Origin of the sequence: Pseudomonas sp. nanlin1 (genome assembly GCF_045571515.1) — a bacterium.
In the GTDB taxonomy this organism is placed as follows: domain Bacteria; phylum Pseudomonadota; class Gammaproteobacteria; order Pseudomonadales; family Pseudomonadaceae; genus Aquipseudomonas.
In genome coordinates this window covers 1291168-1305484 of the sequence record NZ_CP124218.1, presented here as the reverse complement: position 1 = coordinate 1305484, position 14317 = coordinate 1291168, and the positions used below count along the sequence as shown (strand labels likewise).

Annotated in this window: 13 protein-coding genes; 4 read left to right on the top strand and 9 right to left on the bottom strand. The window is 58.4% G+C overall.

The window, feature by feature from the left end; translation table 11 throughout:
- Window positions 1-90: 90 nt before the first annotated feature.
- A complete protein-coding gene (locus tag QCL65_RS06040) occupies window positions 91-603 on the bottom strand; it encodes a DUF6393 family protein (RefSeq protein ID WP_407315384.1) in 513 nt (170 codons plus the stop codon).
- 71 nt (window positions 604-674) lie between these two features.
- Window positions 675-1079 (bottom strand): hypothetical protein, encoded by a 405-nt coding sequence (locus QCL65_RS06035; RefSeq protein ID WP_407315383.1) that lies wholly within the window; start codon window positions 1077-1079, stop codon window positions 675-677.
- A gap of 221 nt (window positions 1080-1300) precedes the next feature.
- On the opposite strand from QCL65_RS06035, the gene QCL65_RS06030 reads away from it, so the two are divergent.
- From QCL65_RS06030 to QCL65_RS06015, 4 genes are all read left to right on the top strand, one after another.
- Window positions 1301-3475 (top strand): outer membrane assembly lipoprotein YfiO, encoded by a 2175-nt coding sequence (locus tag QCL65_RS06030; RefSeq protein ID WP_407315382.1) that lies wholly within the window; start codon window positions 1301-1303, stop codon window positions 3473-3475.
- 12 nt (window positions 3476-3487) lie between these two features.
- A complete protein-coding gene (locus QCL65_RS06025; protein ID WP_407315381.1) occupies window positions 3488-4192 on the top strand; it encodes a DUF3142 domain-containing protein in 705 nt (234 codons plus the stop codon).
- A gap of 262 nt (window positions 4193-4454) precedes the next feature.
- A complete protein-coding gene (locus tag QCL65_RS06020; protein ID WP_407315380.1) occupies window positions 4455-4841 on the top strand; it encodes a hypothetical protein in 387 nt (128 codons plus the stop codon).
- A 56-nt stretch (window positions 4842-4897) separates the two neighbouring features.
- Entirely contained in the window at window positions 4898-6682 is a 1785-nt protein-coding gene (locus tag QCL65_RS06015; protein WP_407315379.1) for a DUF4344 domain-containing metallopeptidase, read from the top strand.
- A 60-nt stretch (window positions 6683-6742) separates the two neighbouring features.
- Here QCL65_RS06015 and QCL65_RS06010 read toward each other — a convergent pair whose 3' ends face one another.
- The 7 genes from QCL65_RS06010 to QCL65_RS05980 are packed head-to-tail and all read right to left on the bottom strand — an operon-like array spanning window position 6743 to window position 14244.
- Window positions 6743-7744, bottom strand: a complete 1002-nt coding sequence (locus tag QCL65_RS06010) for a Rieske 2Fe-2S domain-containing protein (protein WP_407315378.1) — start codon at window positions 7742-7744, stop codon at window positions 6743-6745.
- Window positions 7741-8883: a hypothetical protein gene (locus QCL65_RS06005; RefSeq protein ID WP_407315377.1), complete on the bottom strand. Its 1143-nt coding sequence runs from the start codon at window positions 8881-8883 to the stop codon at window positions 7741-7743. Before QCL65_RS06005 ends, QCL65_RS06010 begins: the two co-directional genes overlap by 4 nt.
- Entirely contained in the window at window positions 8880-10034 is a 1155-nt protein-coding gene (locus QCL65_RS06000; RefSeq protein WP_407315376.1) for an ATP-grasp domain-containing protein, read from the bottom strand. Before QCL65_RS06000 ends, QCL65_RS06005 begins: the two co-directional genes overlap by 4 nt.
- Window positions 10022-11380, bottom strand: a complete 1359-nt coding sequence (locus QCL65_RS05995; protein WP_407315375.1) for a F390 synthetase-related protein — start codon at window positions 11378-11380, stop codon at window positions 10022-10024. Before QCL65_RS05995 ends, QCL65_RS06000 begins: the two co-directional genes overlap by 13 nt.
- Window positions 11370-12224, bottom strand: a complete 855-nt coding sequence (locus QCL65_RS05990) for an MBL fold metallo-hydrolase (protein WP_407315374.1) — start codon at window positions 12222-12224, stop codon at window positions 11370-11372. The genes QCL65_RS05995 and QCL65_RS05990 overlap by 11 nt, the downstream gene beginning before the upstream one ends.
- A complete protein-coding gene (locus QCL65_RS05985; protein WP_407315373.1) occupies window positions 12221-13228 on the bottom strand; it encodes an NAD-dependent epimerase/dehydratase family protein in 1008 nt (335 codons plus the stop codon). The genes QCL65_RS05990 and QCL65_RS05985 overlap by 4 nt, the downstream gene beginning before the upstream one ends.
- Window positions 13228-14244, bottom strand: a complete 1017-nt coding sequence (locus QCL65_RS05980; protein WP_407315372.1) for a 3-oxoacyl-[acyl-carrier-protein] synthase III C-terminal domain-containing protein — start codon at window positions 14242-14244, stop codon at window positions 13228-13230. The genes QCL65_RS05985 and QCL65_RS05980 overlap by 1 nt, the downstream gene beginning before the upstream one ends.
- Between the last annotated feature and the right edge of the window lie 73 nt (window positions 14245-14317).

The following is a 14317-nucleotide window of genomic DNA, read 5'->3' as shown; positions in this document are numbered from 1 at the left end:
AAACCGTCACCCGCGGTAAAGGCGGAAGGGGCCAATCGCAGCCGCGGACAAACCACAGTCAAACGTACCTGCTGTCAAAGGTCCGGTTTTCTACTGACTTTTAAAACGAACCGCCTGTACCTGACTGAGCGTACTGCCCGTACTGAACACGAAGGTCATCACAACGGAACTGGCATCAGGGTCTACCAAAGCCCGCCCCCGATCATTTCGAACCACAAGCCTGTCGGGTAGATCCTCGACAATTGCCCAGGGCCCGGACGGGGCAAACGCTTGGGTAACCACAGCCTTGGGAGTATTCAGCGGAAAATATCGAGTGACGATAGCGCTGACATCCAGTCGTTCGAATGCGACGGGTTTAGGCAAAGCGTAAATTTCGCCAAACATGGCACCCAGGTCGGCACTGTCGCGCAGCTCCCCGAGATTCTGATCTCTCGCGCCAATCCAGTGGCGCAGGCTCGCATCATCGGGGCTCTTCAGGATCGCCGCATAGGCTTCACCCATTGCCGCGTCGGCGGTGGATGCCTTACTACAATCCATGGGGCGCGCCTGTGCATACTGATAAGTGAAAGCCAGCAAAAAAATTGCAACACCGGGGTACTTCATTCAGAGGTTCCTTGCTAATCCTGCAATGCAATGCTTGGACCTGATGCTTCCCGTTAACCTGTTGGCCGTGATTAAAGGCAGCCCTCTTCTCGATAATTACCGTCGATGTAAGCCAGCGTATTGCCCGGCCCGGGCTGCCAGCGGACCCTGGCGGTGACCCTGCACGGTAGCCATCCCTCACGGCGGACAGCGCCGTAATAACCGGCACTTTCAAACCACGTGGGCTTGAATCCCTCCTGGTTGAGTTCGCGAATGAAATCGCCGATGGGCATACCCAGGGGAAAACGGGCGCGCAGACGACCGTTGAATTGCGCAGAGGCACCATTCCAAGAGAGGGGTAATCCATCTGTAAGCAAAGACGAGGATCGCACCCTATCCCACATCAGCACGATGGCAATTCCGATAGCGATCCCTAAACCGTACATAACTGCATGTCGAAAGAACTTTCTAACATTCAGCGTAAGTGCTAACTCCATGGGCAACCCCTGCATGGATTCTGATAGTGCTCGCCTGGCATGACTGACGTTGGGTAGCCGGCCTCAAAAAAGGTGTAGCCAGTGACGTCAATTTATTCATTGATGCCAGCCAGCATTCAATAGCACATGTGTGCTATTTGTTCGTACACGCCCCCGGTATAGCCTTTATAACAGCCCCCTTCATGCGCAACGCTGATCTGTTAGTTACCAAAAGGATGTTTATGCACCATCGCTTGCTAACAACGCTGGCTCTTGCTGTCAGTGCAATTACTGCTTTCCAGGCTCAGGCGAGCGATGATGACTCCTGCGCACCGACCTGGTCGGTCAACACGAATCAATTCAGCGTTTGCAGCAATTTTCCTTTTCTCAGCCCCAGCAATGACAGCACTGTCAACTTGCGCCTGTTATTGGCCGACTCCGGCAAGCTGCCGCTGACACCGGCGCCCCTTGGCAAAGATGACATCGCGCAAGGTTATGGTGAGGTACCGTTTGCCCACTATCGTCTTCAGCCCCCGTCAGACGTGGAGCCAGACATTCCCGCGAGCAAAACCGGGCAGAGCCTCGATACGTTGCTGAACAGCCTGGGAATCAAGCGCGAACAGGCCAAGGTGGCCAGCTCGACGCTGATCGACGGCGAAGGCAGCCGTTGCCGCAGCAACAGTGAGCAGACGGCCGCCGACTTCATGCAGGCGCTGGCCGACAGCGCGGATTTATCCCCTGCTGAACGCTCGGCACTCGGCACAAGCCGCTTGCGTATGCTCGCGGCTTGCACCTGGGAGCCAGAGCAATTTACCAGCATGCTGCCTGGTGATATGCAGTCCGCTGCCAGCAAGTCCTTTGCCACCTACCTGCAAGCGGCAAGCGATTTTTACAGCGGTCGTTTCCTTGAAGCCACCTCTGGCTTCACGTCACTGGCGGATAATTCCAACCCCTGGCTCAAAGATACATCGCTGTACATGATCGGCCGCAGTGAGTTGAATCTGGCTCAGGAGAAAGCCTTTGAATACGGCGAGCTGAAGCCAGAACGGGTCGATAAAGCGGCGGCACGACGCGCTGAAGAGGCCTTCGACAAATACCTCGAACTCGCCCCGTCTGGCTTGTATTGCGCCACCGCCAACGGGCTGCTACGCCGGGTGCACTGGCTGTTACAGGACACCAATAAGCTCGCGGCGCAGTACGAGGCGCTGTTCGCCGACATCGACAAAGGCACTCAACCCGACAGCGCTGCCTACAATGCGCTGATTCGTGAACTGGATCTGAAGCTGATCACGCCTAACAAAGCGCCTATCAGTTCGGCACTGATCACGGCGGTCAACGACTTGATGTGGATGCGCGTGGGGATATCGAACACCTTGACTAGCTCGGCCCTGCTTGAGCAGAAAGACATTTTTGCTAAACAGCCCGAACTGTTTAGCTACCTGCAAGCGGCAGTCGCTTTCTATACCGAAAAAGATCCCACCCGCGCGCTGCAGCTATTACCTGCCGAGGTGCCCGACACGCTTGGTTATGTCGCGTTCAGCCAGCAGATGTTACGCGGCCTGGCACTTGAGGCAAGCAAAGATGACAAGACGGCACAGCAACTCTGGCTACACTTATTGAGCAAGGCCCAATTGCCTTTGCAGCAAGAGCAACTGCAGTGGGTGCTGGCCATGAACTATGAGCGGAACGACCAAGTGGCCGAAGCATTGCGCGCAGACTCACCGATCAAGAACGAGAAAGTACGGTATATCCTGCTCAGCAAATCGGCCAATGCCGACCTGTTGCGTCAACAAATTACTCAAGGGCCCAGCACAACAGAACGCGACACCGCCCTCTTCCTGCTGCTTTACAAGCAATTGGTGCACGGGCAGTACGCAGCGTTTGGCAAAGACCTGAAGCAACTGCCCGATTCGGTGCCTGACACAAAACTCAGTTACAGCCTGGGCTATCAATATGATCAGGGTCATTCACTGGCACTGTTCAAATGGAACGGAAACGAGGCAGCTTCCGGTTACCGCTGCCCAAGCCTGGCCGAAACTGCGGCGGCGCTGGACAAAAACCCAAGCGACTCTCAAGGGTTGATTTGCATGGGCGAGTTTATGTTACGCAACCATCTGGATGCCGCGCCGCTCAATGAAAAGCCCACTGATGGTGTGCTGGGTAGCGGCCCCTCGGGTTTCCCTGGCGAGTCGTTCGCGCGTCATAGCGCTTATGTCACGGTCATCAACGATGCAAAGGCCGCACACACTGATGTCGCGTATGCACTTTATCGCGCCATCAACTGCTATGGGCCGGCCGGTATCAATAGTTGCGGCGCAAAGGATGTCGAACCCAACGTCCGCAAGCTTTGGTTTCAGGACCTCAAGAAGAAATATGCGGATACCCGCTGGGCTAAATCCCAACAGTATTACTGGTAAATGCGCTCGCTATTGTGGCTGACCCTGGTCAGCTTGCTGCCTGTTGCTACGGCATCCGCCGCCGTCAAGGCCGATGAATACGATGCGTTCTGGCTCTGGGCAGGAGTGTCATCGCAAGAGGTGCTCGCCAAGGCCAAGACGCTGTATGTGCTGCAGGGACAAATCAGCAGTACACGCAGTGAGCGCCATCGACGCGTGAATTTGGTCGCCCAGGGCATGGCAGTAGCCAGGCTGCCTCAAGAACGGCTCTGGATTGTTTATCGTGCACATACCCTGCGCTGGCCGGACGTTGTCTACACGCAGTTGCTCGGGCAGCTCAATCGATGGCAGCAGGCCGGGAACCAGGTTGTAGGCATCCAGATCGACTTTGACGCCCGAACGCGCTACCTCGACGAGTATGTGGAATTCTTGCGCGATCTGCGTCGTCGCCTTCCGGACAACTATCGGCTGAGCATTACCGGCCTGCTGGACTGGAGCAGTAACGCCGACGCTTCGGTCATCGGCCAGCTCCAGGGCGTGATTGATGAGGTGGTGGTTCAAACCTATCAGGGCAGGCACAGCATCCCGGATTACAAAGCCTATCTACCACGCCTGAGTCGCCTGGGGCTGCCTTTCAAAGTGGGGCTGATTCAGGGTGGCGAATGGAGCGCACCGGCTTATCTGGAGCGTAGCCAGGGTTTTTTGGGGTATGTGGTGTTTCTGCAAAACGCCCGATAGAGCGTCACCACAATAATAATATTCACTCAAGCGCGCCTGCCTATAGTACGGATGTGCTATTGGCATCTTTCGGTTTTCCCGTAAATAATTAATAACCAACTTCTGCAGTTTCTGCCGATAGCGTGGCTGCGCAGCTGACATTAAAAAGCGTCGACTGTGTAGCAATCAGGGATCACCACGAAGTATGGCTAATGCATCCGTCAGGGCAACAACACCTGGTAAAGCTTTGCCCGGCTTAATGCTGTCACTAGTACTTCTGGGAGTGGCCGTTTGCGCGCATGCCAGTGGGCAGCTGCCACCCAGTACGATCGAAGACCGCATGTTGCCCAGCGCCAGCGCCTGCCGTGCTTTCCTCGAGACGACCTGGCGAACCGACCAGCACAAAGCCGACCCACATCCGCTACCCGCTGACGACGGATCGAGGCAGACGTTGATCTACTCAGACGGCGTGATCGCCATCGATGACAAACACCTGACTTACGAAGTCGAGGAAGGCTGGCAATTCCGGCAGCTTATACACGATATCAATCAGATACGGACTTCCTACAGTTATGAAAAACGCAGTTACCGGTGCGATGACGCCCATCTGACGGGCACGAGCATCAGTGGCTACGCACTGGAAGGCTATGACGCGGTACCTGACAACTGAAATGAAACGATGACGAACTTACTTTATCTGGCGAGCGCACATCAGGGGCTATTCCATTGACGACAGGGACTGTAGCAAGCCGCACCTCCACGAGCTGGAAAAATCGCCTGTTGCATGTGGCGTTCATTACGGCGGTCGCCACGCTCGCTGGGCAGCCTGCAAGCGTGTTCGCAGGTGTCGCAGCACCCGCGAACCCTTACGCCACCCAGAATGCCGACAACACAGAAGGCTCGCTCAACTTCGATGAACGAAAGCTGATTCAGGAAGGTTTGATTTGGGGCGGTTTTTACAACGGCTGGATTGATGGCCAGTTTGGCAAAGGCACCCGGGACGCCATTGCCAGTGTACAGCAGCGATACAAGCAACCTGGCACCGGAATGCTCAATGCCGACCTCGCCATGCATCTGGGTGGTATGGCGCTGAATAACCGCAAGACGTATGGCTGGACCACTATCACCGAACCCAAATCCGGCGTGACATTGGCCTACCCGGCAAAGTTGCTGACCAGGACCACCCAGCCGGAACCGAACTTCGTCAATATCGATTCTGAGGATCGAAGTGTTTCGATCCAGCTATTACGTATCGACAACGTCAAACCCGACGCCATCGACACGCTGTACAACGATCTGACCGGCAACGCTAAATCCACCGTCACTTACTCGTTCAGAAAAGGCAGTTTATTCATCATCTCGGGTGATCGCGGCACCGGCAAATACTACAGCCGCTATGAACAGCGTGGTGGTGAAGTCCGTGGTTATGACCTGGTCTGGAGCGGCAGCCGCGACGCAGAGATGCAGCCGATCTCGGTATTGATTTCAAACACCTTTGAGCCCTTCGACCCCCCTCGCCAGAACACAGAGCCTGACTACTCCTACCTTGTCGGGCTGGCCCAGGCTGCAAATAATGGAACCAGCGGCAACCCGCCGGCAAATAACGCAGTTACGTCACCACCGGCACAGCAACCCGTGCAACAACAACAACAACAACAACAACCCCCGCCACAGCAAACCGCTGCGCAGAACACGCGAAAAACCGATGTCTCGGATGGCAAGGGCACACGCTTTTCCTATACCTATCAGGCTCCGCGTGATGCCAGACTGGAACAGGCCTACCGTTTTACCCGCAAGGCCGACCTGCTGGTCGGTAATGTAGAAATTGATGCCATGGACGGCATGTTCATAATGCCCCGCCCTCTGCACTACGTGGCCATGGAGTGCGGGATGGTGAATGCGTTCTACAGCCCTAAAGACTCTGCCGTGTTCCTCTGCTATGAGATGGTCGACCACCTGCTGCACCAGGCCGATGAACTGAATGTGAACAACGACCCGGATTTCCCGACTGATTACGTGAAGTCCAACCTGCGTTTTATTCTGCTACATGAAACCGGCCATGCGTTTATCGACTTGCTCAACCTGCCCTCCACAGGGCGTGAAGAAGACGCAGTCGATCAAATGGCGGCGACCATGATTCTGTTTCACGTCAACCGTGATGAGACACCTGAACAGCTGACTCGCGTACTGGCGATGGCGGCTACCTGGTTCAGAAACAATGCATCACTGCAAAATGGCAATACGCACAAAGACGCGTTCTCGGATGAGCACTCGTTGAATGAACAGCGTTACTACAACCTGCTCTGCATGGTTTACGGTCGTAATCCTCAGGAATACGCGTCAATTGTCGAGCAAGGGCTGCTACCGAAATCGAGAGCTACACGCTGCCCGCAGGAGACCAGCAAAATCGTCTCCGCTTGGGCACGGTTACTGCTACCTCACTTCGCGCCGCGTTATCAGAAGGACGCCAACGATTCAATCAACCGCCAGGATTCACAGAGTCGGCAGTAAGTTTTTTCGGCTACAGCTCAAGGCCTGAATAGAACAGGATTGCCTGAAGGCCTGGTTTATTTAGAGCGAGATATTAACCGTGCGCTCGTCGAAAACCAGTGGTTGCCCCTGCTCAAGCAAATGCCTGATGCCGGGGCCGAGCAAGTCCTGTGGGCCATCCAGCGGCGTGGTCGGGTGGTGCTGGAAACGTCGCCTATTGGCGCTGACCTGCTGAAGAATCTGGCGATCCTGGCGCAGGATGACCTTGAACGCTTGCCGCAATACCGCACGTTTGAGCATGGCCGGCGTTTTGCCTCGCGTCGTCGCCACTCGCGCGAAAATCCGCAAGTGCCCTTCGGCACAGGGCGTCATCCAGGCGCTGACCAGCAGGTTGAGATGATCGTTGACGTCGCGGTACTCGATTTCCGCAAGACCCGGCAGGCGAAAACGGCCCATGCTCGCGCCCCGCTGGCCCTCGAACAAGCGGGAGATAAGCCCGGACTGCCTACCCTCCCCGCTATAAATCGCCTCGATACCGTCATCGAGCGGGCGAACCCTGGCCGTGATGCGTTGACGCTGCTGGTCGTGCCGGATCCAGCCGGCATGAACAAAATGGGTATGAAACCCATCCAGAAAATTCTCCGCAGCGTCTTGCAATGAGCACTGCACTTGATCAGTCATCCAGAACGTATCGAGTTTCTGCCTCTGCTCGGCTGGGGCAACCGGCAAATCAAGCGGTCGCTGGTCGTTCGGGCACACCCACACCAGGCCATGGGCTTCGCAGCACGCCAGGCTGTTGAGCAGTGCTTTGCTGGTGGGGGTGTGTTCCGTGCCGGGAACTCGAGTGCAGCGACCGTCCGCTGCAAACCGCCAACCGTGATAAGGGCACTCGATATGGCCATCGTGAACCCGGCCCTGACTCAATGGCGCAAAACGATGCGGACAGCGATCGGGTAATGCCGCCGCACGCCCATCGGCGTCGCGAAACAGCACGACCGGCATATCGTGAACCTGACACGCCAGCGGCGCTTTTTTCAGTTCATGGCTCAGTGCGACCGGCCACCATTGAGCAAGACGATTCACAGTTTGAGTTTTCTCATGAGGGGCACACCTATTCCATACAGCAGAACGCTGAGCAAGCGCCATATCCAGCGGCGCCGCCCAGGCAAATGAGCGACCTTGATAAGACTGTATTCGATCTGTGGCTGGCCGCCGCGTAAGCGTTTGAAGCCGGAGGCGCCAGAGCTGAAATTCAGCACCGTGCGCCGTTCGACGGCTTCAAGCAGGCACAGACAGGTCAGTTGCCGGTACAACCCGGTTTTTTGGGGCAACGCGGTGTCGTATCCCACAATCGGAGTGCTGAGGGTCGAGTCATTGCCGAACCAGCCCAGCACACCGTCGATACGGCCATCCACCCGGTTGCGCAGCACACGTATCTGCAGCCAGCCTTCGCGCTGACCACGCTGTATCCAGCGGGCGCTGTAATGCGGGTTGAGTCGGCAATACTTGTCCAGATACAGCAGGTTATAAAGCTGTTCCACCCGTAAAAAATCACTGTCGCTCAGGGCAGCACCAGGCACCACTTCATAGGGGCTACGCCGCAACAATGTGCGGTCGAGCCGGGTGTTGTGATGTCGCAAAAACGCTGCATCCGGCCCGCTCCGACCATCGAAAAGATAGACCTGTCGGCTAGGAACACTGAGAAAACCCAGCGCTCGCAAACGCTGTTTCAGCTCCCAGTTGCTGAACTCATTGATCGAGCGAAAACACAGGGCATGGTCAGGAAACAGACGTTGCAAAAAAGCGCTGATCTGCGGCAGCTCGTGCAGATCCCAGTCAGCGGGATACAGGTTGGTGGACAGCAGCCAGTTGTTGACCTGGACCAGCTTGTCGACCTTTGCCGCACTCAACAAAGCGTCGACGCCTTGGGTCAGTGCACTCAGCGGCCGGGTCAGCCACGGGCGGCCGAGGCGCTTGAGCTCTTCGCGGGCGTAGCCGCTGTAGGCGGTACGGGGCGACACCACATAGCAGTTGTCTTCAGGGTCATGCCCGTCGTTGATGCTCACCGCCAGCTGCTGCGTCCCGGTATCGAGCAGCGCCATCCGCGTGCTGACATTGGCGATCAGCCCTGCCTCGGCCCAACCCCGCACGTATTGTCGGGCGGGGCTGTCGTTGGCAGTCACTGGCTCCTGAAGGAGTTGCTCCTGGAACAATAATTTCATTGCGGCGGGTCCCCTAACGCTTGCCCGTTCCACTCGATGTCCGCGGTGGATGCGGCCAGCAATCCGCAGCGCCGGGAAGCAGCGCGATAGAGGATTTCCCCCAGGCTCAGCCATTGCGCCGCCAGCGGCAGGACATCGCCTTGCTGAACGACCACGTCGCGGGCCATGCGGTAATCACGCCAGAACGCCCTGCTCACCACGCGTGCAGGCGCAGCCAGTAACAGCATAGCCAGTGCGATCATTCGCGGTTCCTGGGTGGGTTCGAGCATGCTGGCGGATGCGTCGCCAAGGCTGCTCACCAGTGCCTGGCGCTGATTGTCGAACAGATGCACGCCGCTGGTGGCCCGGGGGTTGCACTCCAGCACATGGAAATGGCCAGCGTGATCTTCGATGAAGTCAAAGCCGACCTGCCCGGTGTAACCCGTTTCACGGCCGAACTGCTCCAGGAATAAACGCACAGGTTCCGGCCTCGCAGGGGCGAAATAGATCCCCGAACCCCGGCCCACTCGATAGCGCGGCTGATAAACGCTGTGCGCGCGCAACTGGCCCGCGATCAAGACGCTGAAGCTGCAAAACTCCCGCCCCTGGATAAAGCGCTGCGCAACCCAGGGCGCCTCGATACTGGGCCGAACCTGGCCCAACAGGCTCGCGTCGGGCCGGATCAGAGTCTGCGAAGCGAAACGCGAGTAAGCCGGTTTGAACACCCATTGCGCAGCCTCGGTGCTTAGCGCCTGCACGCCCTGGTGATCCGTCAGCAGGCGGGTTTGCGGCGTCGACAATGCCCAGCCCTGGGTCATGGCCGCAAACTGCCCCTTGTGATGCAGTCGGTGCAACAGCGCAAAATCACTGGTCAGCACTCTGCACAATGGCCTGAGGCGCTCCAGACCATGGGCCAGATAAAACACTTCTTCGCAGGTGGGCAGTAAAACGTCGATGCGATGCGCCTTGATCACGCTGGCCAAGGTCTCGATCCAGCCGGCCGGGTCGAGTCGGGGCTCAGGTAAACGAACGAAGTGCTGCACTGAACGGCTGAACCGGCTCAGCGGCTGCCCCAGCGAGTCCCCCACGCTCACGCTCCAGCCCGCCTGGTTGAAGGCCCTCGCCCACTCCAGACACGCCGGTGCCCGAGCCCCCAGAATCAGTACACGCACGGCAGCCCCTCAGGCATTTGCACAAGCTTCATGCGTCGGCGTTTGACGTGGGTGGGCGGTGCTTGCCAATGACCGAAGCTGAACACCGGCGCACGCACGCCCTGCCCGGCACAGAGCTGTTGAAGGCTGGCGCGGATGGCCCGGCACAGAGCATCATGATCGCCGCGGGCCTGCACATTGATCTGCCAGTTAAGAAGCGTCTGGTGGATCTCATATTCTTGCAGTGTTGCGCCGTGCATCAGCAAGGCTCGGCGTACGACATCTGGATACAGCGCGCGCAACTGGCGCCCCGTCGCATCAGGCAACCAGAGGACGTCGTCGGCACGCCCTTCGATGGCAGCGATTGCTCGCTCGACCCGCCCGCAAGCGCAGGGAGCGGCGCTGACCCGCAGCACGTCGTTGAGGCGATACCGCACGATCATCTGTGTACGCCGGGAGAAATCGGTAATGATGGGCTGGAAACGGGTGTGTTCGTTATCGAGCCACTGCGGCTCAATGTGCAGATGGCTTTCATTGAGATGCAAGGTCCCCTGCTCGCAGGTGTAACCAAGAAAGCCTTCGCTGGCCTGATAAATCTGCTGCGGCATAACCCCGAAGGCTTTGAGCACGGCCTCTGCATCCGTGCTTTCAAGCACCTCGGCCACCGACAGAATATGCGTGGGACGTATCGCCAGACGCCCGTTCAATGAGGCTTCAGCCAGCCCCCGCAACACCGTCGCCGGGGCCACCAGCACATCGGGATTCTGCGCTTGCAGCCGTTCAAGTGACGCCTCGAGCCCGAGGGTCAGGTCGTGAAATGCGAAGTCGATACGGCGACTGCTCAATGTGGTGTACAAACGGCTATTAGCCCGCAGGAAAAACGCGATTCGCAGCGGCGCCTGCCAGAAGCACAGCAAACGCCGGAGCAAGCGCCCCGGCAACGTCCGCGCCAAAAGAATCCCTGCCCAACGCTGGCGCTCCAGGGTGCTGACCAAAAACACACCCTGGCTACCGGACGTGCCGCTTGAAAGCCCTACGGTTATATCGCCCAGCGTAGGGCTGAAATCGCGAGATTCCTCGGCTTGCCGCGCGACGGGCAAAACCTGATCCAGACCAAGACCGCGAGTGTTGAACGCCGCAAAGTCATTCATCATTGTCGCTTTGTCCATCAGCGGAAAGTCCGCCAGCCGGCTGAAGTGATGGTCTTTGAAGCGCTCGGCGGCCGGCACCACGTTTTTCAGAAAAAACTGCAGCTGTCGAGCCTGCCACGCTTCCAATTGCTCTCTGCGCGTGAAGCGCAAACGGTAGCGACTGTTGAGAAAGCTCAAAGCGCTGCGCAGCTTGCCGATCCAGCGTTCATTGCGCATTACTGAACGCCTCCCAGGCGTGCGTGCAGTGCGAAGGCAATACCGCCACGGCGGGCTCTCGGCGGATCAGCGTGCCGAGGCTGGCATAGGTCTGTTTGTACTGCCTGGCATCGTGACCGGCAAACCACAACGCGGGCGCCGCGGGCAGCCGCTCCGCGCGGCAAGCGGGTACTGACCAGCAGGCGTCGGCCACCAGAAACGCCGGGCGCCCTTGGGCATCAGCAATGAACAACCCCAGTTGGCCATGGCTGTGGCCCGGCAGCGGCACGCCGATCAGGCTGCCATCGCCCAATAGGTCCAGGCCTTGGGTGAACGGGGCCATCCACGCAGGCAATGTCGCCGGCCGGCAATGATCGGCGAGGATCAGGCGATCGGCGAAATCATCCGGCAGCAAGCCCGGCAAATGCCCGCCAAGGGTGGCCCGCCAGCGCGAGTTGCGCAGGTTTTCAATGTGCTCACGGTCAGCATCGAGCGCGATGAATGAAGCCTGATTGAAATCGCGTAACCCGGCGATATGGTCACCGTGAAAATGCGAAATGATGACGGTGCGGATATCCTCCGGCTGAATGCCGAAGTTATTCAGTTGAGCGACCAGTTGCTCCTGTATCGGCAATTGCACCGGCACGGCGGTGCGGTACAAACGCTCTGGCAAGGTTTGGGTGGCCTTGAAGAAGTGTTCGGCGTAACCCGTGTCGTACAGGATCCAGCCGACATCGGGATGGCGAATCAAACCGCACAGTGAAGGAAATTGCGTCGGCGCCCAGCGGGCACTGCGATCAGCCATGCACGCCAGGTGTCGGCACCAACCGGCGCGCAGTATGTTGAGGCTGACTGGGCGAGTCACTGTTTCAAGCCCTGTTGCGCGAGCCACCATTGGGCGTGCTGGTCAATACCCTGCTCCTGAGTGATCACCGTGCGATAACCCAGCTCATTACGTATCGCGTCCAGGTTAAGAGTTTGGCTGAAGGCAAGGACCCCAGCGCCATAGCGAGTCAGTAAAGGTTCGCCGCTGTGACGCAGTCGAGCGCTGGTTTCCAACGCCAGCGCCATGGCGTCCACCAACCGCCATGGCAATCGTCGGGTGCGCAAGGTCAGCTGAAATCGTTCGGCGATGCAGTGCAGCAGATCTTGCACAGCCAGGGGCGTACCGTTGCTCACGTTGTAGGTACAGACGGGACGTGGCAAGGCTTGATTGAGGCTCAACTCCACCGCGTGGACAAGGTTATCGACACAGGTCAGGTCCAGTTGGGCCCTGCCGCCGCGCATCAGCGGGATGTGCCCGCGCTGCATGACCCGCAACAGGCGCGGTAACAAAGTAGCGTCCCACGGGCCGAATACCGCGCGCGGACGCAAAATGACCGCCTCGGCGAGGCCCGCCGCCTGAATCTTCATTTCGGCCAGCCCTTTGGTGCGGGCGTATTCATTGACGGGGACGGGCAACGGTTCGCTTTCATGGATATCGATTCGATCCTGAAAGGCAAAGTACAGGCTGGGTGTCGAGAGGTGCACAAGGCGCTTGACCTGATTGACGCGGCAGGCCTCCAGCACTTCGTCGGTGGCCACCAGGTTGGCCTGCGCAAACGCTTCTGCTGTTCCCCAAGGCGCGGACAACGCTGCGCAATGGACAATCGCCGCGCAGCCTCGCGTCGCCTCAATCAGCGCATTGGCCGCCGTTGCAGAACCGTGCTCCAAGGCAAGCCATTGAGCCGCCCCTGGGCTATGCCGAATGACATCGGCCGCGGCCGCGGCGTTGCGTCCGCTGAACAGTACTTCACAACCTTGGGAGGCAAGTCGCCAGACGATATGCCGACCAATGAAACCGGTGCCGCCGGTCACCAGAATTTTCATCAATACTCCAGGATCATGCCGCCGATCGATAACCCTGCACCGGTGCCGATCAACATCAGAAGCTGCCCGCGCTGAATGCGCTGGTCGCGAATCGCAATGTCCAGGGCTGTTGGCAGTGAGGCGGCCACCTGATTGCCGTGGTGAGCAAAAACGTCGATGACTTGCTCCGGGGCAAAGCCCATACGCCTGGCCGCATGCTGCATCGCTTGCTGGCTGGCTTGATGGGGGATCACCCAGTCGATCTGCCCTTGAGTCAGCCCGGCCTGATCCAGCAGATCATTCATCAACGTGGGCAGGTGCTTGGCGGCAAGACGGAATACGCCTTTGCCCTGCATGGAAAAACTGGTCAGAGGTTCGAACGGGATCTTAATACGACGCGGATGAAAGCGCGATCCACCGGCCGGGATCTGGCATAAATGAGCGCCCTCGGCAAAGGTCTTCAGGTTCGAAGCGAGGATCTTCGCCCCACCTTCGCTCGCGCACAGAACAACAGCGGCTGCGCCGTCGCCAAATATGCCGCTGACTTCCACTTGCTGCCAATCCAGCCCACAGGAGGCGATGTCGGAACAGACCAGCAAAATACGCCGGTAGCGGCCAGCAACCAGGGGCCATGACAAGGTGTCGAGGGCAGCAATAAACCCCAGGCAACTGGCATTGATGTCCATGGCCGGGATGCCGGAGTGACCCATGCCCAATTCACGTTGCAACAACGCGGCGTTGCACGGCATGCCTTGATCCATAGTGCCACTGGCACAGGCGATCAAGTCGATCTGCTCCAGCTCGATACCGGCCGCCGCCAGGGCATTTCGCGCGGCACTCGCGCCCAGGCTCGCGGCCGTGTCGATGCTGGACGCGACATGTCTGTGCACAACCCCGCTGATCTGCTCGACGCTCCCCGCCGCCAGCCCCAGCCGATGATCGAGGGCAATGCTGGTGACTATCCTGTCCGGCAGCGCATGCCCGGAACCCATAATGCTCACAGGCCGTGGAGGCAGAGCCCGCAGTGAAGTTTGCATTCAAATTCCATTTAGTGAAGAACAGGATACTAAGACTTTATACGGGCCCAGTAGCGCAGGGCGAAATAGTACA

Excerpts from the sequence above, each read along its gene's own strand:
- QCL65_RS06035 (WP_407315383.1), bottom strand. The coding sequence starts at position 1,079 with ATGGAGTTAGCACTTACGCTGAATGTTAGAAAGTTCTTTCGACATGCA.
- QCL65_RS05980 (WP_407315372.1), bottom strand. The coding sequence starts at position 14,244 with ATGCAAACTTCACTGCGGGCTCTGCCTCCACGGCCTGTGAGCATTATG.
- QCL65_RS05995 (WP_407315375.1), bottom strand. The coding sequence starts at position 11,380 with ATGCGCAATGAACGCTGGATCGGCAAGCTGCGCAGCGCTTTGAGCTTT.
- QCL65_RS06030 (WP_407315382.1), top strand. The coding sequence starts at position 1,301 with ATGCACCATCGCTTGCTAACAACGCTGGCTCTTGCTGTCAGTGCAATT.
- QCL65_RS06040 (WP_407315384.1), bottom strand. The coding sequence starts at position 603 with ATGAAGTACCCCGGTGTTGCAATTTTTTTGCTGGCTTTCACTTATCAG.
- QCL65_RS05985 (WP_407315373.1), bottom strand. The coding sequence starts at position 13,228 with ATGAAAATTCTGGTGACCGGCGGCACCGGTTTCATTGGTCGGCATATC.
- QCL65_RS06005 (WP_407315377.1), bottom strand. The coding sequence starts at position 8,883 with ATGAAATTATTGTTCCAGGAGCAACTCCTTCAGGAGCCAGTGACTGCC.